The organism is Nocardia sp. NPDC050713 (assembly GCF_040654315.1).
GTDB lineage: Bacteria > Actinomycetota > Actinomycetes > Mycobacteriales > Mycobacteriaceae > Nocardia.
Map to the genome: position 1 here is coordinate 389,590 of NZ_JBFAHS010000004.1, position 20,461 is coordinate 410,050.

19 protein-coding genes are annotated in these 20,461 nt (G+C 68.5%); 7 read left to right on the top strand and 12 right to left on the bottom strand.

Annotated features, from left to right (window positions below; translation table 11 throughout):
- Positions 1-241 precede the first annotated feature (241 nt).
- The 9 genes from AB0H49_RS10745 to AB0H49_RS10785 form a co-directional block, all read right to left on the bottom strand.
- Complete coding sequence (locus AB0H49_RS10745) at positions 242-1,513, bottom strand: acyl-CoA dehydrogenase family protein (RefSeq protein WP_357249791.1); 1,272 nt, start codon at positions 1,511-1,513, stop codon at positions 242-244.
- Between the two features lie 8 nt (positions 1,514-1,521).
- Positions 1,522-2,103: a phosphotransferase gene (locus AB0H49_RS10750; RefSeq protein WP_357249794.1), complete on the bottom strand. Its 582-nt coding sequence runs from the start codon at positions 2,101-2,103 to the stop codon at positions 1,522-1,524.
- A gap of 76 nt (positions 2,104-2,179) precedes the next feature.
- The gene (locus tag AB0H49_RS10755) at positions 2,180-3,100 is read right to left on the bottom strand and encodes an NAD(P)-dependent oxidoreductase (protein ID WP_357249797.1); all 921 of its coding nucleotides are present in this window, start codon (positions 3,098-3,100) and stop codon (positions 2,180-2,182) included.
- A gap of 106 nt (positions 3,101-3,206) precedes the next feature.
- Positions 3,207-4,652: an NADP-dependent phosphogluconate dehydrogenase gene (gene gndA / locus AB0H49_RS10760; protein ID WP_357249800.1), complete on the bottom strand. Its 1,446-nt coding sequence runs from the start codon at positions 4,650-4,652 to the stop codon at positions 3,207-3,209.
- A 159-nt stretch (positions 4,653-4,811) separates the two neighbouring features.
- The gene (locus AB0H49_RS10765; RefSeq protein ID WP_357249803.1) at positions 4,812-6,134 is read right to left on the bottom strand and encodes an APC family permease; all 1,323 of its coding nucleotides are present in this window, start codon (positions 6,132-6,134) and stop codon (positions 4,812-4,814) included.
- A gap of 7 nt (positions 6,135-6,141) precedes the next feature.
- Positions 6,142-6,939 carry an SDR family NAD(P)-dependent oxidoreductase gene (locus AB0H49_RS10770; protein ID WP_357249806.1) on the bottom strand — a complete coding sequence of 266 codons (798 nt, stop codon included), beginning with the start codon at positions 6,937-6,939 and terminating at the stop codon, positions 6,142-6,144.
- Positions 6,940-6,983: 44 nt separating this feature from the next.
- Complete coding sequence (locus tag AB0H49_RS10775; RefSeq protein WP_355002872.1) at positions 6,984-7,403, bottom strand: VOC family protein; 420 nt, start codon at positions 7,401-7,403, stop codon at positions 6,984-6,986.
- A 118-nt stretch (positions 7,404-7,521) separates the two neighbouring features.
- A complete protein-coding gene (locus AB0H49_RS10780) occupies positions 7,522-7,938 on the bottom strand; it encodes an organic hydroperoxide resistance protein (RefSeq protein WP_357249809.1) in 417 nt (138 codons plus the stop codon).
- A gap of 142 nt (positions 7,939-8,080) precedes the next feature.
- Positions 8,081-8,362, bottom strand: a complete 282-nt coding sequence (locus AB0H49_RS10785) for a hypothetical protein (protein ID WP_355002873.1) — start codon at positions 8,360-8,362, stop codon at positions 8,081-8,083.
- A gap of 287 nt (positions 8,363-8,649) precedes the next feature.
- On the opposite strand from AB0H49_RS10785, the gene AB0H49_RS10790 reads away from it, so the two are divergent.
- Together AB0H49_RS10790 and AB0H49_RS10795 are read left to right on the top strand one after the other, a co-directional pair.
- Positions 8,650-8,796, top strand: a complete 147-nt coding sequence (locus AB0H49_RS10790) for a hypothetical protein (protein ID WP_355002874.1) — start codon at positions 8,650-8,652, stop codon at positions 8,794-8,796.
- 84 nt (positions 8,797-8,880) lie between these two features.
- Entirely contained in the window at positions 8,881-9,234 is a 354-nt protein-coding gene (locus tag AB0H49_RS10795) for a hypothetical protein (RefSeq protein ID WP_355002875.1), read from the top strand.
- 13 nt (positions 9,235-9,247) lie between these two features.
- Here AB0H49_RS10795 and AB0H49_RS10800 read toward each other — a convergent pair whose 3' ends face one another.
- Both AB0H49_RS10800 and AB0H49_RS10805 read right to left on the bottom strand, forming a co-directional pair.
- Positions 9,248-10,195: an antibiotic biosynthesis monooxygenase gene (locus tag AB0H49_RS10800; RefSeq protein WP_357249812.1), complete on the bottom strand. Its 948-nt coding sequence runs from the start codon at positions 10,193-10,195 to the stop codon at positions 9,248-9,250.
- 10 nt (positions 10,196-10,205) lie between these two features.
- Positions 10,206-11,615, bottom strand: coding sequence for an amidohydrolase family protein (locus AB0H49_RS10805; RefSeq protein ID WP_357250078.1), 1,410 nt, complete (start codon positions 11,613-11,615; stop codon positions 10,206-10,208).
- A 136-nt stretch (positions 11,616-11,751) separates the two neighbouring features.
- On the opposite strand from AB0H49_RS10805, the gene AB0H49_RS10810 reads away from it, so the two are divergent.
- The 5 genes from AB0H49_RS10810 to AB0H49_RS10830 all read left to right on the top strand — a co-directional run bounded on the left by AB0H49_RS10810 (position 11,752) and on the right by AB0H49_RS10830 (position 20,054).
- The gene (locus tag AB0H49_RS10810; protein ID WP_357249815.1) at positions 11,752-12,753 is read left to right on the top strand and encodes a hypothetical protein; all 1,002 of its coding nucleotides are present in this window, start codon (positions 11,752-11,754) and stop codon (positions 12,751-12,753) included.
- A gap of 381 nt (positions 12,754-13,134) precedes the next feature.
- Positions 13,135-13,884 (top strand): hypothetical protein, encoded by a 750-nt coding sequence (locus AB0H49_RS10815; RefSeq protein WP_357249818.1) that lies wholly within the window; start codon positions 13,135-13,137, stop codon positions 13,882-13,884.
- Positions 13,885-13,999: 115 nt separating this feature from the next.
- Positions 14,000-15,013: a glycosyltransferase gene (locus tag AB0H49_RS10820; RefSeq protein WP_357249821.1), complete on the top strand. Its 1,014-nt coding sequence runs from the start codon at positions 14,000-14,002 to the stop codon at positions 15,011-15,013.
- The gene (locus AB0H49_RS10825) at positions 15,010-18,054 is read left to right on the top strand and encodes a trypsin-like peptidase domain-containing protein (RefSeq protein ID WP_355002880.1); all 3,045 of its coding nucleotides are present in this window, start codon (positions 15,010-15,012) and stop codon (positions 18,052-18,054) included. The genes AB0H49_RS10820 and AB0H49_RS10825 overlap by 4 nt, the downstream gene beginning before the upstream one ends.
- A complete protein-coding gene (locus AB0H49_RS10830) occupies positions 18,054-20,054 on the top strand; it encodes a glycosyltransferase (RefSeq protein WP_357249824.1) in 2,001 nt (666 codons plus the stop codon). Before AB0H49_RS10825 ends, AB0H49_RS10830 begins: the two co-directional genes overlap by 1 nt.
- Here the strand turns inward: AB0H49_RS10830 and AB0H49_RS10835 are convergent.
- A complete protein-coding gene (locus AB0H49_RS10835) occupies positions 20,028-20,354 on the bottom strand; it encodes a CU044_2847 family protein (RefSeq protein ID WP_357249827.1) in 327 nt (108 codons plus the stop codon). The genes AB0H49_RS10830 and AB0H49_RS10835 overlap by 27 nt on opposite strands.
- Positions 20,355-20,461 lie beyond the last annotated feature (107 nt).

Here is a 20,461-nt window from a genome sequence, read left to right on the forward strand (position 1 = left end):
GGGTCCTCGACGCTCTCGATCTCCGTTCGCGGACCGGCCGATTCACACCATCCGTGTCATGGGCAGTGGCAAGGCGGTGTGCGAGCACGATCTTCCGGTCATCATCGATCCATCCCGGAAGAACGAAGGGGGCGCACATGTGCGGCAGTAAATTGACAGCGAGCGCGGTCGCGCGGATCCGGACCGCCGCCGAGAACACCGAGGAGTGCGAGCAGGGTGCGCGCGCCGCGGACGACCCCGATCAGTCGCGTCCGACGCCCTTGGGCCGAGCCCGGTCCATGAAGCCGAACAGGTAACCGGCCACCCTGCGCATCTGGATCTCCTCCGCGCCTTCGGTGATCCGGTAGCGGCGGTGGTGACGGTAGATGTGCTCAAAGGGTGTGTGCCGGGAATAGCCCATGCCGCCGTGGATCTGCATGGCTCGGTCGGCGGCCTCGCAGCACAGTCTGTTCGCCCAGTAATTGCACATCGACACCTGCTCGGAGACCGCGAACGTGCCGTAGCGGTCCATCGACCACGCGGTCTTGTAGATCAGCGCGCGCAGCATCTCGCATTGCGTGTGTAATTCGACGAGCGGGAACTGGATCGCCTGATTGCGAGCCAACGGCACCCCGAAAGGCTTGCGCCGCTTGGCGTACTCGACCGACTCGTCGATGCAGTACTGGGCCGCACCCAAACTCGACGCGGCCTGCCGAATCCGGTTCTCGTTGAAGAAATGCTGCACGACGGCGAGCCCGCGGCCGACCTCACCGAACACCGCGCTGTCGGGCACCTCGACATCGGTCAGGGTCACGCGCGCGTGATCGGTCGGCATGTTGAACGTCCAGAGATACTCCTCGATCCGGAATCCGGGCGTCGTGGCGGGAACGAGGAAAGCCGTGATGCCCGCGCTGTCGCCGGGTTCGCCCGACGTCCGAGCGAAAATCAAATCGGCTGCCGCGGTGTGAATTCCGGTGTTCCATGTCTTCTCGCCATTGATCACCCACGTGTCACCGCGGCGCACCGCGACGGTCTCCATGTGCGTCGCGTCGGACCCGTGCTCGGGTTCGGTGATGCCGAAGGCGAACATCTTCGTGCCCGCCGCCAATTCGTCGACCCACTCGGCCTGCTGCGCGGGCGATCCGTATTCGAGCATCAGCAGCAAACCGACGTTGTTGCCGACGATCGCGTGCTCGTTCTGTAGATCGCAATGCAAGCCGAGTCCGCGGCGCGCCAAATGCTCACGGATGACGGCCATGCCGAGATCGGTGCCGTCCCGGCCGCCGTATCGGGCGGGAAACGGATAGCGGAAGTGACCGGCCGCGTCCGCGCGGCGGCGTGCCTCGGCCAGCAGCGCCTCCCACTCCGCGCTGGGCAGCCCGCCCCGGTGCCAATCGGTGCGCGCGTCCTCGCGGCGGTGGTCGAAGAAGCGCATGTTGTCGTCGGCCTGTTCGAGCGGAACGATCTGATCCTCGATGAACTCGTCGAGTTCGCGCAGGTAGCTCCGAAGTTCCTCGGGCAGTTCGAAATCCATCGATGCTCCTAAGCAGCCGCCGGTCGGATCTGCATCAGCAGGTCCCATTCGATTTCCGACACTCGCCTGCCGCTGGCGGCCATCACGATGTCGCGGGTCTCGCCGCTGAGATACGCGGCCGCTTGTCTGGCGAGCAGGACGCCCCACGCGACCGTCGACGCCATCTTCCACCAGCGGAACCGGTCGAGGTCGAAAGCGCCGCCCGCACGCTCGTAGGCGGTGACGTAAGCGGCGCGGTCGACGAGACCGCCGAACTCGCGGGCATCGTCGCCGAAGCGATCCGCCAGCAGCGCGTCGACGCCTTCGTGGATCTCGTGCAGCAGCGCTCGGGCGGGGTCGGCATCCGGCTCGCCGGGAAGGGCGCTCGGCGCGTGGACCGGGTCGATGGCGTGCAGGCGAGCCATCGCCTCGCCGAGCTGGCCCGCGACGCGCTCGGCGAGACCCCCGGTGCGGATCGAGCGGAGCACCCGACGCGGAACGGTCTCGCCCGCGATGCGCTCCGAGAGGAGAAACGGCGCGCCGAGAAAGCGGGGGTCGCCGCAGCAGGCGGGTCGGTACTGCGGCATCCTCGGTCCTTTCGGCGCGCTCACCCGCCCGCGAGGCGATGAGAGATGTAGGGAGACATACTCTCATCGCGAGTGTGCTAGGACAACACTCGTTTCGCTGTCACACCCGCGCGAGACCCTCCGCCACCGAGCGATACACCGGTGCCCATCCCAGCTCCCGCTTCGCCTTGGTGTTGTCGACGCGCAGCGTGGTGTCCGACATCAGGCAACCCAGGTAAGGCACGGCCAAGCGGAGGAGCCAGGTCGGCATGGCGATGGCGCGCGGGGTGCCGTGCGCGGCCGCGACGGTGTCGAGGAATCGCCGCCAGGTGATCGGTTCGTCGTCGACGATGTTGTAGGCGTGGCCCGCCTTTCCGCGCTCCAGCGCGGCGACGGTCGCGGCCGCCGCGTCGGCGACGTGGATCCAGCTGATCACCCCGCCGCCGCCCAGCGGAACCAGCGGAACGCGTTTGCGCAGCAGTCCGGCGAACAGGTCGCTGAAGGCGGCGGGACCGTAGAAGAGCCCGTAGCGCAACGAGATACCGTCCAGGTCCGCGGCGAACACCTGCTCCTCGGTGGCGCGGCAGCCCGCGATCACCGGATCGGCGTATCCGCCGTCCTCGATCCCGAACGGGTCGTCCTCGGTGACCCGCCGGGTGCCGTGGTCGACGTACCCGTACCCGGTGATCAGCGATTGGGTGAGGAACCGGCCAGCCCCGAGCTGGTCAGCGGCCGCGAGCAGATTCGCGGTCCCGGTGCGGCGCAGGGCGTTCGTGGGATCGTCGTCGGTCAGGTTGCGGCCTGCGCTCTTCAGCGCCGTCGCCTCGTGCAGCACCGCGTCGGCGGAGCGGCCGCGCAACGCGCGCAGCAGCCCCGCTCGATCCATCACGTCCGCGATGATCGGCTCGGCGCCGAGTTCGCGAATCGTCCCGTCGCTCTTCGGGTTTCGAGCGACGGCGAGCACCTCGTGACCGCCGTCGGCCAGTGCCCGGATGAGCGGCCGCCCGATCGCGCCCGTCGCGCCCGCCAGTAGTACCCGCATCTCGTCCTCCTTCTCGCCCGGTGGCTTTCACCGACTTGGACGAGCGAGCCGAAAACTTTGTGATGCGATGTGGCGCGAAACACGGCCGGGAGACCGCGCTCCCGGGTCAGCCCGCGGACACCTCGCTGCGGTCACCGCTCCACAGCGTGTGGAACTTGCCCTCGGCGTCGATGCGCTCGTAGGTGTGCGCGCCGAAGAAGTCGCGCTGCCCCTGGGTGAGCGCGGCGGGCAGGCGCTCGGCGCGCAGCGCGTCGTAGTACGACAGCGAGGACGCGAAGGCCGGGACCGGGATGCCGAGCAGGGTCGCGGTGGAAACCACGCGCCGCCAGCTGTCGATGGCGGTTTCGATCGCCTCGCGGAAGTACGGGGCGAGGATGAGGCTCGGCAGGTCGGGATCCTGGTCGTAGGCCTCCTTGATCCGGTTCAGGAACCGGGCCCGGATGATGCAGCCGCCGCGCCAGATCGTCGCCAGATCGCCGGGACGGAGGCCCCAGTTGTATTCGGCGCTGCCCGCGGCGATCTGATCGAAGCCCTGCGCGTAGGCGACGACCTTCGAAGCGTAGAGCGCCTGACGGATGTCCTCGGTGAACTGCTCGACGTCCGTGGGCTTTTCGGCCAGCGTGCCGGAAGCGAGACCGACCGCGGCCTTGCGCTGCGCTCGCGAGCCCGACAGCGCCCTGGCGAAAACCGCCTCGGCGATTCCGGTCACCGGCACACCGAGATCGAGCGCGGACTTGACCGTCCAGCGGCCGGTGCCCTTCTGCTCGGCGGCGTCCACGATGACATCGACCAGCGGGCGACCGGTCTTGGCATCCACCTGCGCGAGCACCTCGGCGGTGATCTCGACGAGGTAGCTCTCCAGATCACCGGAGTTCCACTGGGTGAACACGTCCGCGATCTGCTTGGCGTCGAAGCCGAGCGCGTCGCGGAACAGGTGGTAGGCCTCGCCGATGAGCTGCATGTCGGCGTACTCGATGCCGTTGTGCACCATCTTGACGAAGTGCCCGGAACCGTCGGGTCCGATGTGGGTGCAGCACGGGGTGCCGTCGACCTGTGCGGCGATCGACTCCAGCAGCGGGCCGAGCGATTCGTAGGACTCCTTCGGGCCGCCCGGCATGATCGCCGGACCGTTGAGCGCGCCCTCCTCGCCGCCGGAGATGCCCGCACCGACGAAGTTCAGCCCGCGCTCGCGCATGGCGGCTTCGCGGCGGATGGTGTCGGTGTAGAGCGCGTTGCCGCCGTCGATGATGATGTCGCCCGGCTCCATCGCGGAAGCGAGTTCCTCGATGACGGCGTCGGTCGCGTCGCCCGCCTTGACCATGATCAGCACCCGGCGCGGCTTCTCCAGCGCGGCGACGAACTCCTCGATGGTCTCGGTGCGCACGAAATCGCCGTCGCCGCCGTGCTCGGCGAGCAGCGCGTCGGTCTTGGCGACAGAACGGTTGTGCAGCGCGACCGTGTAACCGTGCCTGGCGAAGTTGCGGGCGATGTTGCTGCCCATGACAGCCAGGCCGGTAACACCGATGTGTGCACGCGCTTCAGAGGTCGGCATCGATCAGCTCTCTTCGTTCGTCAGGTCCGGTGGGGTGTGCGAAAACTGGTTCCGCGGCGGCCTCGTCGGCTCCTTCGAACCGCGGCCACCCTGCGTGCCAAGCTACTGGATGGCCGGTCGGCAGCGCGGACACGGGTGGGACGCGGCATGCCCTGTAGCTCATACCCGCGTCGGCTCGTCCGCGGATTCCGGCCCACTCGTCGAACGCGAACGGAACGCGTTGACGACGCCGAGCAGCAACCCGAGCCCGAGCAGGATCGCCCCGCGCAACCACACCTCCGCGCCGATGCGGGTGAACAGGAACAGACACGACGCGAGGCCCAACCAAGGCACCACCACCGGCACCTGGAAGTGCTCGGCGTCGACCGGCTCCCGGCGCAGGATCAGCACGGCGGCATTGACCGCGGTGAAGACGACGAGCAGCAACAGCACCAGCGTCTCGGCGAGCGATCCCACCTCACCGGTCAGCGCGAGCGCCAGCGACACGGCGGTGGTGGTGAGGATCGCTACCCACGGCGTGCGGCGGCCGGGCAACACCCTGGCCAGCGCGGCGGGCAGCAGACCGTCGCGCCCCATGCCGTAAGCCAGCCGCGAGGCCATGATGCCGGTCAGCAGGGCGCCGTTCGCCACGGCGACGAGCGCGATCACCGCGAACAGGCGCTCCGGCACGCCGCCCGCCACCCGGACCACCTCCAGCAGCGGTCCGCTGGATTCAGCGAGAACCTCGGTGGGCACGACGGCTCCCGCGACCGCACCGAGCAGCACGTACACCGCGCCCGCGGTGAGCAGCGCGCCGAACAGCGCCCGCGGATAGGTGCGGCGCGGATCGCGCACCTCCTCGGCCAGATTCACCGAGGTCTCGAAGCCGACGAACGAGTAGTACGCCAGCACCGCGCCCGCGAGCACCGCGCCGACCGCTCCCCGCTCGGCCGTCTCCACCTGGGTGAGCCTGCTCGGGTCGCCGTCGCCGCGCAGCAGCACCCAGGCACCGAGGCCGATGACGAGCAGGAGGCCACCGAGTTCGATCGCGGTGGCGACCACGTTCGCGCCGAGCGACTCCTTGATGCCGCGCAGATTCAGCGCGGCGAGGGCGGACAGAAAGACCACCACAACGGCGAGGGTCGGCAAAGTCACCAGCGCGGCGAGGTAGTCGGACGCGAACCCCCTGGCCAACGCGCCAACAGAGACGACGCCCGCGGCGAGCATGCAGAATCCGACGCAGGTGCCCGCCGCCGGACCGAGCGCCCGAGTCACGTAGTGCGCCGAGCCGCCCGCCCTCGGATATTTGGTGGCCAGCTCGGCGTAGGAGCCCGCGGTGAGGCAGGCCAGCACGAGCGCGGTGAGCAGCGGCAGCCAGAGCGCGCCGCCCGACGCCCCCGCGATCTCGCCGATCAACACGTACACCCCCGCGCCGAGCACGTCGCCGAGGATGAAGAAGTACAGCAGGGGCGTGCGGACGACGCGGTTCAACGCGACGGCCATGGACGGCTCAGTGCCGGTGCGGCAGCGGAGCCGCCGAGGCGACGCGGTTGGCCGCGGCCTTCACCGAATCGGGGAGGACGTGATTGATCGTCGTCAGCACCTTGGTGCCCAGCGAGGCGGCCGCCACCTTCTGGTCGCCGCGCAGCAACGCCTCGACGCCTTGGCGCGCCACGTCGGCGGGGTCGTCCTTGGGTCCCTTGCCGACCACGGTCTCCAGCATCTTGGCCCTGCGGAAGAAGTCGGTGTCGGTCGGACCCGGCATCAGCGCGGTGACCGTGATGCCGGTGCCGCGCGTCTCTTCGCGCAGCGCCTCGGCGAAGGACTGCACGAACGACTTCGACGCGTTGTACACCGCCTGCTTCGCGCCGGGCATCGTCGCCGCGATCGAGGACGTGAACAGCAGTTTGCCGGTGTCGCGCCGCACCATGTCGCCGAGCACGAGCTTGGCCAGGTGGACCGTCGAGCGCACGTTGAGGGCGATGGTGTCGAGTTCGTCGTCGAGGTCGGTCGCCACGAAGTCGCCGCCGCGGCCGACGCCCGCGTTCAACGCGACGGCGTCGAGCGGCCGCTCGTCCATGGTCGCCGCCGAGTAGAGCCGCTCCACGCCTTCGGGCGTGCGCAGATCCACTTGCACCGCGCGGACTTCCACGCCGGGACGGCGCACCTGATCGGCGGCGGTCTCGATGGCCGCGTCCTCCGCGGCCACCACCACGTCGTAGCCGTGTTCCACGAACTGCTTCGCGAGTTCCAGGCCGATTCCGCTGGAAGCTCCGGTGACAAGGGCGAGGGGGCGTGTCTGGGTCATACCGCCCGCCTACCCACGCCGCGCGAGTTGTATCCGACGCGGCCTCATCGGCCGTGCGACCAGACCAGGCAGAAAGGGTGCCCGACCGGGTCGGCGTAGACGCGGAACCGGTCGTCGTCGCTGGCCTGCACCGGACGCGCGCCGAGCGCCAGCGCCTTGGTCTCGGCGACGTCGATGTCGTCGACCAGGATGTCGAGGTGGATCTGCTGGGACGCTTCCGGATCCGGGAAGCGCGGCGGCTTGTAGCGCGGTGCGGTCTGGAAGGCCAGGCGCCTGCCGTCGGGGTCGACGACGACCACCCAGGTGTCGTCCTCGTCCTCCTCGTCGATGACCACCCCGCCGAGCAGCGCGGCGTAGAACTTCGCGAGCTCGCGCGGCTCCGGGCAGTCCAACACCACGCTGCGCAGCCGTCCGACCGCGGTATCCGCCGCCACCTCGGTCGCCACCGTGCTGTCCGATGTCATGAGCGCCTCCTTCGCCGGTAAGGGACGCTTCTCACCTACCCGCCGCGCGCACCGGACAAACCGGTGCGGGCGCGAGCGGGGCTCAGGCGCTTCGAATCTACTACGCGGACTTGCGGATTCAGGCGACGACCAGGTCGACGTCGATGTTGCCTCGGGTGGCATTGGAGTACGGGCAGACCTGGTGCGCCGCGTCGACCAGCGAGCGCGCCACACCGGACTCGAGGCCGGGCAGGTCGATGGTGAGGGTGACGGCCAGGCCGAAACCGTCGCCGTTCGGGCCGATGCCCACCGCGCCGGTCACCGAGGAGTCCGCGATCTTCACCTTCTCGCGGCGTGCGACCAGCTGCAGCGCGCTGTGGAAGCACGCGGCGTATCCCGCGGCGAACAGCTGCTCGGGGTTGGTGCCCGCGCCACCCGCGCCGCCGAGCTCCTTCGGCACGCTCAGTTCGAGGTCGAGCGCCTGGTCGGAGGAGCGGACCTGTCCGCCGCGTCCGGTGCCGGTCGCGGTGGCCTGTGCGGTGTAGAGGGTGTTCATGGGGTGCCTTTCTGGGAGAACCTGCCGTGCCCCATGAACAGTAGCGAGCAACTGAGTTGCGTACAACTAATAAGCGATGTGAAAAGGGTCGCACACCGCGGGCGGAGTCGGTTCCGTCCGCGGTGCGCGACCCTTCCGGCGGCTAGATCACCGCGTTCATGATCGTCCCCGCGCTCGTGGCGACAGCACCTCCCGCCATCGCGCTGGCGATCATCTTCGGCGACTGCAAACCGCCGCCGTTCCACTTCTCCCAGGCGAAACGGCCACCGCCGTAGGTGATGGCGGTGATCCCGGACAGCTGGACCAGCCAGGTGAAGTACCGACCCATCTGCATGAGCTTGTCCGCCAGCGGCGGCGCTTCCGGGGTCGGATTACTCACCTGCGCGAGGACTGTGTCGTGTAGCGCGCAGAGGATCGTGCTCACTGTCATGCTCCTTCGCGGATGCTGAGGTGATGCTGGGGATTCGTCTTCACGAGGGCGCGTTACTTCGAAAAACTCGTCGACCTGTTCAATTCAACCTCAGCAAGATCATGTGATGTGGCAGACACACCGAAATCGGCATGACCCGACTCACAGCTGTTCACCCGTGCCACACGAGCCCCGCAGTTCTAGGATTCGAAGGGTGCAGGGGGATGGAAGAAAGGGCACGGGCGCGACGCGGCGCCGTCCCTGTTTCGACGCCGACCTCACACCAATTCCGGGGAGGGCACATGGCTTTTCTGCTTCCACTGCTGTTGCTGATGCTCGTTGTGACCGCGTCCGTCGTCGTTGCCGCCTACGGCACGGTGTTCGCCACCTACTGGTTCGAAATGCGTCATCACCACACCGACCCGCCGGATCTGTCGGCCACGCGCTGACCGCTCGCGTTTGAGACCGGCCGGTCCGGCAACTCCGGTCACGGGTGTCGCCGACTCCCGTGACCGCGAGCGGAGGTGAGCCGGATGGTGAACGATGTCGAGAAGCGCTGGTCCGATCCGGAGGGGTTACGCCAGGCCGTCCGCTACGACCTCGCGATTCTCGGTACGACCGCACTCGTCGCTCTGGTTGCCGCGGTCTGGGCCGCCGGGCGGGACGAGTGCCTGTCCGGTCCCCTGCTGTGCGATGCCGCCTCGGGCATCGCGGTCCTGCTCGTCCCCGCCGTCATCCTGCTGGCCGGTGGGATCGGCGCGTTCGTGATCACCTATCTGCGCTGGCGGCAGGGCCGGGTCTGGCCGATCTGGCAGGGCGCGGGCTGGTTCCTGTTCATGGTGATGCTGGTCTACGTCTCGATCGGCGGCACCGCAATGTCCCAGTGACACGCGGGCACGCTCAACGGTTGTAGTCCCAGTAGTGCAGCCATTTCACCGTGGCGAACAGCAGCAACGTCAGTGCGTAGAGGACGACGACTATGGCGGCGCCGAGCGCGCTGATCCGCCATCCCGCGCCGTCGACCGGATCGAGCCAGCGCCGGAAACAGGCCGCGACCGCGGGCGAGAGGATGTAGCTCATCAGCGCGACGCTCACGATCTGGCTCAACCACATCGCCAGCCAGGGCGGCGCTCCGTTCTCGTCGAGCACCGGGCCGAGGAAACGGGACAGCGTCATCACCGTCGGATAGAGCACAAGAAGCACCAGCATCGCGATCTTCCAGGTGGGCGTCACCCGCGTCCGCCCGTCGACGGTGCGCAGCGTGGATCCGAACGGCGTGGTGTGCGCGACGACCGAGAAATCCTCGGTCAGTTCGGCGCGCAGTGCGGGCAGGGCCGCGGCCCGCTGCTCCGAGCGCATCCAGTCCGACAAATGCTGCGCGGTGCGGAATCGGAGCACCGAGAACCACCGGCCGGTGTCGCCGCGACAGAACAGCGCGACGCCCTCGAATCCGGGGAACGTGGCGCTCAAAGTGACCAATTCCGCTTCCGCCGCAACGAAATCGGCGGCCTTACCGTCGGCCACGCTGTGGTGGAACACCCCGACACCCGGCGGCGGCAACTCACCCTCGACGATGACCAGATCCGAGCTCTTCCGCTGGATCCCGAGCGCCTCGCCCTCGGCGAGCACCCGGGATCTCGCCGCCGAGTCCAGGAATTCGTTCACCAGCGCCTCGGAGCGGAAGGTGACGCTGAATCCGGGTTCCAGCGCGGGATCGTCGCTCACCGCACGACAGCACTCCACGAATCCCTCTGCGGCGAAGGCGGTTTCGCCCATCCAATCCAGCCAGGCTTCGAAGGACTCGGCGTCCGGTGGGCGGTGGAAGACCGTGACGGCGGTGGCGTTCATCGGCGGTCCGCTAACGGTCGTCGATGCGGCGACCCTGGACGTAGACCTGCGCGACCGCCGCCTCGCCCATTCCCATCAGCAACGCGAACAGCGTCTGATCGCGCGCCAGGACCGGGTCGTCGGACCGGATCCCTTGCGCCAGTGCGCTTTCCAGCGCCTGTTTGCGCGCCGGGTCGACCACGACGAAGTCGGCTTCCTTGCCGAGATCGAAGTTCCCGAAGCGGTTCTCCATGTCGAGGGCCCGCGCACCGGCCAGCGTTCCGGTGAACAACATCTCGGCCGGATGCATCGACACACCGTCCGCGCCCGATTCGGAGATGTGCACCTTGAACGCCGCCGCGAGCACCCGCGGAATCGACCATTCGTCGCCGCCGCCGTAGTCGGTGCCCGCCGCCACCGTGACGCCGGAGGCGATCGTCCGCTTCCATGGCATCGTCCCCGAGCCGAGGAACTGCTGGGACACCGGACAGTGCGCGATCGAACTGCCGGTCTGCTTCAGCCGCCGCAGTTCCGCGTCCTGACAGTGCACGCAGTGCGCGAGGATGCTGCGCCTGCCGAGCAGGCTCTTGCCGCCGACCTGCGAGCCGGGCAGGAACTTGCCGTCGTAGGTGTCGAGGTACGAATCCACTTGGTACGCCTGCTTGGTGCTGTCCACCTCGCCGGTGCCGGGACGGTTGTTCTCGTTCAGGTGGCTGTGGAAATAGACGCCGCGACCGCGCACCGAGTCGTAGAGCTCACCGAGGTTGTGCAGCGTCTCGCGGGTCACCGACAGCGAGAAGCGGGGCACGATCGCCACGTGCAGCAAAGCGGTGTCGACGTCGCCGGTGTCGGCGGCGTGCCAGGTGTCGATCTCCGCCTTGGTCAACTGGATCGCCTCGTCCTCGGAGGTCAACAGCGGTGCGACCGACTCCTCCTCCCCCGTGGTCTGAATACCGCGACCACCGACCATGCGCAGCCCCCGGCGGCGCGTCTCGCTGAACAGCGCGTCCTGCGCGTGCGGGAAGGCCGACCCGAACACCATCGCGGCGGTGGTGCCCACGGCGATGCGCCTGGCACAGAATTCGACGGCCGCCCGCTGTGCGTACATCGGATCGGCGAGCCGAGATTCCGCGGGATACATGCACAGCGTCAGCCATTCGAGCAGCTGGCCGCCACCGTAGGCGTCACCGGCGAAGGTTTGCGGGAAGTGGATGTGCGCGTCGACGAAACCGGGAAGCAAGAAGCCTGGGCGGTGGTCGAATTCGTCCGCACCGCGAAATTCGGCGGGAATCTCGTCGCGGCCGCCGCAGTAGGCGATCCGACCGTCGTCACCGACGACCAACGCGCCGTCCGGCACGGAGACCAGCGCGTCCGCCGCGTTCTGGACGGTGGGGCGCCCGGCGACGTGAAAGATGTGCCCCAAGTGCACTTGGCTCACCAGTCGAGCACAACACAGCGGACGGCGCCATATCGGCGATTCCCGGAAAAGGCGCGCCTACCTGCGGCTCAGTCGCTGTTCACCGCCTACCGCAACGGCTCCGCAAACCGCCGGTCACCTCGTGCCATACTCGATAGGCATGACCGCAGAAAACGCTCGTGCCGGATCTGCAGTTCCCGACGCATCGGCCGTCGCCGCCGCGCTGCAGATCGCTCGCCGCGCTCCCTCCCTGCACAACTCCCAGCCTTGGCGCCTGATCTTCGACGGCAAGCGGCTGCACCTGCACAGCGATCCCGATCGGTCGCTGCCGATGGCCGACCCGGACGGTCGCCAGCAGGTGATCAGCTGCGGCGCCATGCTGCACCACACCAGGACCGCCTTCGCCGCGAACGGCTGGCACACCGACGTCGTGCGCCTGCCCGATCCAGCGCGGCCGCGTTATCTGGCCGCGCTGGCCTTCCGGCCTTGGCCCGACCCGCCCGAACGCATTCGCACGCAGGCCAAGGTCATCGGTCGCAGGTACTCCGACCGGCTCCCGATGGACGAACCCGAGGGCTGGGACGCGCTGCTGCCCGGCGTCACCGAAGTGGCGCGAACGTGCGAGGTCACCCTCGACGATCTGCCCGGCTCGGTGCGCGAGCGGCTCGCCGCCGCCTCTGATCAGGCCGAGGCGCTGCGCCGCTACGACAAACCGTATCAGAGCGAATTGCGCTGGTGGACCGGTCATTTCGACCTTCCCGAAGGAATTCCGCCGACCGCGCTCGCCACCGCGGCCGAGGCCGGACGCGTGCCCGTGCGCCGCGACTTCCCCACCGCGCCGGGGACCACCCGCCGCGCGACGCCCGAGGATCGGGCCCGGCTGCTGACGCTGAGCTCGGCCGAGGACTCGCCCGCGCACTGGTTGCGGACCGGCGAGGCGCTGTCGGCGGTGCTTCTGGAATGCACCGGCGCCGGACTCTCGACCTGCCCGCTCACCCACATCACCGAGCTGCCCGCGGCGCGCCGCGTGATCGCCGGACTGCTACCCCACCACCTGCGACCCCAGGTCGTCGTCCGGGTCGGCTCCGCGCCGGAGCCCGATCCCATGCCGCCGACGCCGCGTTTGCCGATCGAGGACATCCTGACCGTCACCACCACGTAAGCCTCGGCGCGGATTCCCACCGGGACTCGGCCAAGCTCCGACGTGTACCACGACCGTCGAAGTGTCGAAGTGTCGAATACGAGAATCGGACGAGGTGCCCGTGCGAGCCGTGACCGCCGAGGCGTTGTCGACCGGAACAGGACGAAGCGGACGAGATCGCGCAGTCCGCTAACGACCGAGCGCGGATCGCCGATGGACCTCGTGTCGATGACCACACCGGCACCGGCGGTCCGGTGCCGCGTGTGCCGTCACTTCTCCGGCCGTGCGCAGGCCGGGGACGGATCTGGTCCCGCGCCGCCCAGTAGGCTGTCTTCGCACGTCAGCGCCGGGCGCGTCGCGCTCCCGGTCCGCCATCCGGTACCCACCTGTCAGGGAGTTCACTTGGCTCGGCAACGTCGCATCACCCGCCCGTCCGCTTCCCGTCGCGTCGCGCTCGTCACCGCCGCGCTGGCGGTCGCGCTCACCGCCGGCATCGGCGCCGCCACCGCGCGCCCGATCGGCGCCTTCGATGTCGGGGGCGCCATCGAGGTCGAATACGACCAAGCGGGCGGGCCCGCCGTCTTCGGCGACCCGGTCTCCCCCGAACTCGACGCCGGTCGCGGCGGCCGCTACCAGACCTTCGAGCGCGATGTCGCCATCTACTGGCATCCCGAGGTCGGCGCGCACGGGGTCGGCGGCTCGATCCGGAAGAAGTGGGGCGCGCTCGGCTCGGAGAACGGCGTGCTCGGCTACCCCGTCACCGGGGAACTCGCCACGCCCGGCGGGCCCGGCCGCTTCAACCACTTCCAAGGCGGATCCATCTACTGGTCGCTCGGCACCGACTCCCATCAGGTCGGCGGCGCCATCCGCGACAAGTGGGGCGCGCTCGGCTGGGAAAGCGGCGCCCTCGGCTTCCCCATCACCGACGAAGCCACCTCCGCGGGCAACGGCCGCTACAACCTCTTCACCGGCGGCGCCGTCTACTGGTCCCCGCGCACCGGCGCGCACGCCGTCTGGGGCGCCATCCGCGACGACTGGGTCCGCGCGGGCGCGGAGAACGGCCGCTACGGCTACCCCACCGGCGAGGAGTACGACTACGAAGGTGGCAAAGCCCAAGACTTCCAAGGCGGCCGGATCACCTGGCTGCCTTGAGCCGAGGCGACCCGACGAACTACCGGCCCACGGTCCCGCGCAGATCGTTTCTCGCGCTACAGGTTTCACGCCGATCCGGCTTGCCCGGACCCGCCCGTGAACTAATCTTGGTCGCATGCTGGTCGGCGTCTGCGATTTTCCGAGCAAGTACGCATTTCCGCCGACCGGCTATGCGGGCATCGAACGCTGGCTGTGGGCGGCGGCGGTCGGGGCGCGCCGCGCGGGGGCCACGGTGCATCTGATCGGCCCGCAGTGGCGCGGCGAACTCGCGGACGACTGGACCGTTCGGCCGACCCGACTCGAAATGCTCGGCGGCCCAGGCCGAGCCGAATTGCGCGCCACGGGATACGACCTGCTCGTGGCATGGCACGAATACCCGGCCATGCCCACGTGGCGGCACACGTGGGAAACACTGGATTGTGCCGTGGTGGCATTTCAGCACGGCGCCGACAAACCGCAGCCCGACGGCACGTTCGACGGTCGCCGATCACGGTTGTACTGCTATTCGCCGGAAATGATGGTGCGCTACGCGGGACAGCGTCCACGGGCGGAATTGGCGGTGCACCTCGATCTGGAGGCAGACGAGCCGTCGGCCGTCGACGGCTCCGATCTGGTCTGGGTGGGCCGCATCGAGCCCGTGAAAGCACCGCACCTTGCGATTCTGGCCGCACGCCTGCTCGGCAGGCGAATACGCATCGCCGGGCCCGTATTCGACGAATCCTACGTCCGGCAACACCGGGAACTGTTCGCCGCCGAGCACGTCGAATTCGTCGGTGAACTCGGCGGCGCCGCGAAAACGGCAGCGTTCCGCGAGGGCCGGGTGTTCGTCTATACCTGCGCCCGCGACTATGTCGAGGCCGGCGCGGCGGTATTCGGTGAATCATTACGTGCGGGTACGCCGGTCGCCGCACTCGCCTGGCGCGGCGGGACGTGCGCCGAAGCCGCGTTGTGTGACTCCTCCGGCCGTATCGCCGCCGTGGATCCCGGCGCGTGCGACGCGACAGCGGCGGCGGTTCTCGCGAATGCGATCGAGGAGGCCGCCACCCTGAAGGCCGCATCGGTGCGAGAACTGGGGCTCGCCCGGTTCGACCCGGTTCGACATTTTCGCGCACTGGCGGGGGCGGCATGAGCGAGTCGGTGGGACGACTGCTGAGCGCGGGACCGCGGGAGCGGTTTCTCGGCACGGCGTTCGCCGTCGACCACTCGACATTGGTGACGGCCTTTCACTGCGTCGGCGATCGCCGGACCGGCGAAATACATTTCCCGCAGACCGTGTGGAATATCGGCGATACCGCCCTCACCGCACGATTCGCCGCGGGTGATCCAGCCGCCGACTGCGCCGTCCTCCGGCTCGACGAGGCCAGGCCGGATCTCATCGATCCGCTCCCGTTGGCGACCCAGGTGACCGCACGATTCTGGCGTGCGACGGGTTTTCCGGCCAGCCTGTCCGATCTGGGCCGCGTCACTGTGTCCGGGACGATCACCGCGGTGGACGGGCAATTGCGTGGCGTACCGGCGATTCAGCTCTACGCCGAACAGGCGGTCGGCGGCCTCGCCCTCGGCGGCTTCTCCGGATCGCCGGTATTCGCGGGCAGTGCCCCCGGCGTGATCGGACTGATCAGGTACAACCCGCCGAATCCGGACGCGCCCGAGCGCGGTGTCGGCGGCATCGTGTTCGCCTGTCCACTCGCGGCGATCCGGGCGTTGCTCGACTCCGTCGGCGCGGCACCGGTACTGGACGCCACGGGAGTCGCCGTACCCGGCCTGGTCATCGGCGCGTCGGCCGCGGGCCGTCAGACGGCTCTACCGCCGGACCGGCGCGAATTCACCGGACGCAGCGCGGAGACCGAAGAACTGGTCGCCGCGCTGACCGCGCCGGGCGCCGCGCCGATCGTCGCCATCCATGGCCAACCCGGGGTCGGCAAGTCCGCGCTCGCCATCCACATCGCCCATCTCGTCGCCGACGCGGTTCCGGACGCCCGCCTGCACATCGACTTGCGCGGTGCGGATCAACGACCGATCGCCGTCGCCGATGCGCTCGAACGACTACTCGTCGCGCTCGGCTTGCCCGCCGACGCGGTGGCGGGCACCGTGGAAGCGCGCACCGAGCAATACCGAAACCTGCTGTCCGGCAAGCGAGCCCTGATCGTCCTCGACAACGCGAGTTCCGCGGCGCAGGTGCGAGCGCTGCTTCCGCACACATCGAGCTGCCGCGTCCTCGTCACATCGCGGCGGCCGATGGGAGCCATAGACGATGCGATCACAGTGCCGCTGGGCACGCTGTCTCCCGAGGACGCAACCGATCTGCTCGCGGCGATGCTCGGCGCCGATCGTCGGGCCACCGATCGCGCGGGCATCGAGGAGGTCGCGCGTCTGTGCGGCAATCTGCCGCTGGCGATCCGAATCGCCGCGGCTCAGCTGCGATCCCGTCCGCATTGGACCATCGCGCACCTCGCCGGCCGGCTGGCCGACGAGCGCCGCCGATTGTCGGTACTGGCTGTCGACGATCTCGCGGTGCGCGCGAGCTTCGACAGCAGCTACACAGCGCTCGATACCGAACTCGCGACCGCGTTCGCGGCGCTCGGCGCGATTCGCGCTCCCGACTTTCCCGCCTGGACGCTCGCCGGTTTGCTGGACATTCCGTTGTTCGACGCGGAGGAACTGCTCGACGAACTCGTCGACGCGCAACTGGTCGCCTTCGCCCGATTGGATCTCACCGGTGGTCACCGATTCCGCTGCCACGACCTGTTACGGGTGTACGCGAGCGAGAAAGCGGCCGAGCGCCTTTCCGATCACGAACGGTCGCAGGGCAGAAGCCGGCTGTTCAGCGGATACCTGACGCTACTGCTCGAGGCGATGGCGTCACTCGGGCCGGGCAAGGATCTCTTTCTCGCCGAGTCCGTGCCGATCGTGTGGCGTCCGCCCGCCGAGATACTCTCGTCGACCCGGAGCATCAGTGCCGCGGAGTGGTTCGCCGATGAGCGTCCCGGGTTGGTCGCCGCCGCACGCCAGGCTTACGACGATGAACTGTGGCCCTACGTCTGGGGTCTCGTCGACGTGCTGAACGGTCTGTTCGTCGCGCAGCGCCACGGCGAGGAATCGCTGGAAATGAAGGATCTGGCTCTCCGCGCCAGCCGCGCGGCCGCCGATACCGTGGCCGAGACCGGGGTCCTCTACTCCTACACCGGCTACTACATGGGCAAAGGCGCCTACGCGGAAGCGGTCGCGGGGCTACACGACGTCATCGACCGTTACACCGAACTGGGGATGTCCGATCGTCAGGCACGCGCCACACTCAGCCTCGCCGTGGTCGAACGAGACCGAGGCAGGCTGGCCGTGGCCAAGCCGCTGCTCGAGCAGTGCATAGACCTCTTCACCGGCGGAGACGACGAACTGGTGCTCGCCTCCACTCGACAGAACTACGCCGTCGTCCTCCGGGACCAGGGCTGGCTGGCCGCCGCCGACGCCAATCTTCGACTGTGCCTGCCGATTTTCCGTGCTCATGACGACAATTCCGCCTGCGGACGCGGACTGCACACCCGATCGGTGCTGCATCTGCAGCTGGGCCGCCTCACCGAGGCCGCAGCCGACCTGGACGAGGCGAGGCCGCTGTGCGTGAAGGCCGGCGACGCCAGGTGGACCGGGATCGTCGACCTGTTCAAGGCGCGCTTGCTCGGGCATCAGCGGCGGTGGCCGGAGGTGCTCGCGGCCCTGCCCGCATGCGAACGCATCTTCGACGACAGCGACGACGATCTCGGCCGCGCGCAGGTGTGGCGCACGCGGGGCAGCGCGTTGCGTGCGCTCGGCGACTTTCCCGCCGCACTGGCGGAATACGCGCGTGCGAACGAGATGTACGACGCGACCGGCGAGGACCGCATGAAGGCGAGACTGCGGTACGGCACGGCGCTGACCCGGCTCCGCGCCGGGAACGCGGACGAAGCGTTGTCCGGATTCACCTCGGCCGCGGCGATGTTCGAGGAACTCGACGACCAACCCTGGCTGCTGCGGACGCGACGGTGGCTCGCCACGCTGCGATCGGACGACGAATCGGCATCCGATTGGACGGAAGTACGACGCATCGCGGAGTTGTTGATCGACCGAGCCGGTCCCGGGTACTTCCCGGTCTGGCTGCGTCCGATCCTGGACGACGCGGTCGCGAAGGGGGGATAATGCGTATCGCATACGTATGCCGTGACCTCGCCATCGGCACGATGACGGGTCCGGACGCCCACGTCTTCGCCGTGGCCGCCGCCATGGCGCGGCACGGCCACGAGGTACACCTGATCAGCGAACGGCTCGCGGCGCCGTGGACGCGAATGCTGCGGAATATCGTTGGGCTGCACTGGCAACCGACGCTGCCGGAGCGAGAAGGGCATTGGTATTTCACCGACGAGCAGTCCTACGCGGATCGGGTGTACGACACGCTACGGCTGCTCCACGAGGGTTCGCCGCTCGATGTGATCGACTTTCTCGACGCCGGTGGTGAGGGGCTGACGGTGCTGCGCGCCCATCGGCTCCTCGGACAGTTCCACACCAGCCGCATCGTGGTGTCGCGACACCCCTGGGCGAGCGCGAGCGACGGTCCCCAGGTTCAGCGACCAGCGACATTCCACAGGGAACTGACCACGTTCGCCGAGCGGTACACGCGGCGGCACGCGGATCTCGTGTTGACCTGCGGCGGCAACGCGACCCGGCTCGACACCGACCACGGTGGCCGGGTCCGGGCGTACCCGCCTGCCCTGCCGGATCTCGATCCGGGGAACCGCCGTATCGCTTGGCGGGCCTCGGGCACGATTCTCTGGCTCGGAACACTCTGCCCTGGAGCGGGTATCGATACGATGATGCGGGCAATGGAGCTCGTTGTGGCGCGAATACCCGACGCGCGCTTGGTGTTACGTGGCAGCGATACCCCTACCGATCCGGTCGGTAGGTCCTATTGGCGGCACACCCATGCCCGCCTGTCGGCGGAGTTGCGCCGGGCCGTGACCTTCGCCGGGCCGATGCACCCGGACGCCGTTCGGGAACAATCAGCGATGCTCTGCGTGCTGGCCGCGGGTTCCGCGAGTACACCGGCAGATGCGTTGTGGGCCATGAGCGTCGGCTGCCCTCTCATCGTTCCCGACGACAGTGTCGGCGTGGGTTTCGTCGACGACGACCGAACCGGACGTATCGTCGCCGTCCGCGATGCCGACGCGCTCGCCGCGGCGATCATCGACGCGATGCTGGACGCGGAGGCCGCCGCACGACTCGGATCTGCCGCACGCGCGGCCGTCCGCACCGATCACGCCTGCGCTCAGATCGCGGAAAGTCTCACCGCCGCTTATCACTCGGCGTCGCCGCCAGCACGATTGCCGACGCCGACCGGGCTGGTCTCCGTGGTCATTCCGCTGTACAACTATGGCCGATTTCTGCCCGCGGCGGTGGCGTCGGTACGCGAATCCGGTTATGCGGATGTGGAAATCGTCGTAGTCGACGACGGATCGACCGACCCGGAGACCGCCGCGGTGCTGGACGACATGTCCGGCGTGACGAAGATCCGGCAGCCGAATCGAGGCCTCTCGGCCGCTAGGAACACCGGAATCCGCAGCAGCCGAGGTGATCTCGTGCTCGTCTTGGACGCCGACGACCGGATACGTCCCGGCTTCCTGTCCGCCGCCGTCGCCGCCATGCGGAGCGATGACACACTCGGCTACGTGGGTGGCTATGTCCGCTACTCGGGACTCCTCGACCTCGTCTACGTCCCGGCGGGCATGGTTCCCGAGCTCAACCTCGTCCTGCACACGCACCTCAAATCCATGGTGCTCTATCGCAAGCGGGCACTCGATGAGGTCGGCGGCTACGACGAGAACCTGCCGGCGTTCGAAGACTGGGAGCTACAACTGCGCATGGATCTTTCCGGCTACGCGTCCGATGTCCTACCCATCGTCGGCCAGCTCTACCGACGCCACGCCGAATCCATGTCGTTCCAGCACAGCAACGGGATGCGCAACGAACTCGTTCAATACCTGGTGAGCAAGCACGCGGGCGCACTCACGCCCGCGCGACTCACCGCACTACTGCTGATCCTGGTCGACATGTGGAAAACGGGTTATGAGCCGAGCACTTCGGTCATGCTGCAGCGCGAGCAGCACCCGGCAGACCGGTTACCCGACGGCGTTGTCGCGCCGTGACCAGGTCAGACTCGCCTGAAAGGTGCTGCCCGCCTTCGCCCTCGAGATGATGACACCGACCTCGGATTCCAAGTTCAGCGAGAACTGCAGGCTCGCTTCGGACAACTGCCATCCGCCCTCGGACGGCTCGTCGAGCTGACTCGCGAGGCTCTCGCGCAGTCGAGACGCGATACCCGCCAACGCCTCCCCCAGTTCTCCCACCCGATCACCGAACTTGTCCACCAGATCGGAGGGACCGAGATCCCCCGCGTATCCAGGCGGCGGCACGATCTCGACGCGAATATCGCCGTTGTCAGTCATGCCGACAAGTATCGCCGCCCGTTGTTTCGCCCGCAGCCGATGCGGACACGACCGTGCGGCTTGCTCGGTGGTCGGCGCGATGACAACCGGCTGGCTCGCCGTTCTCC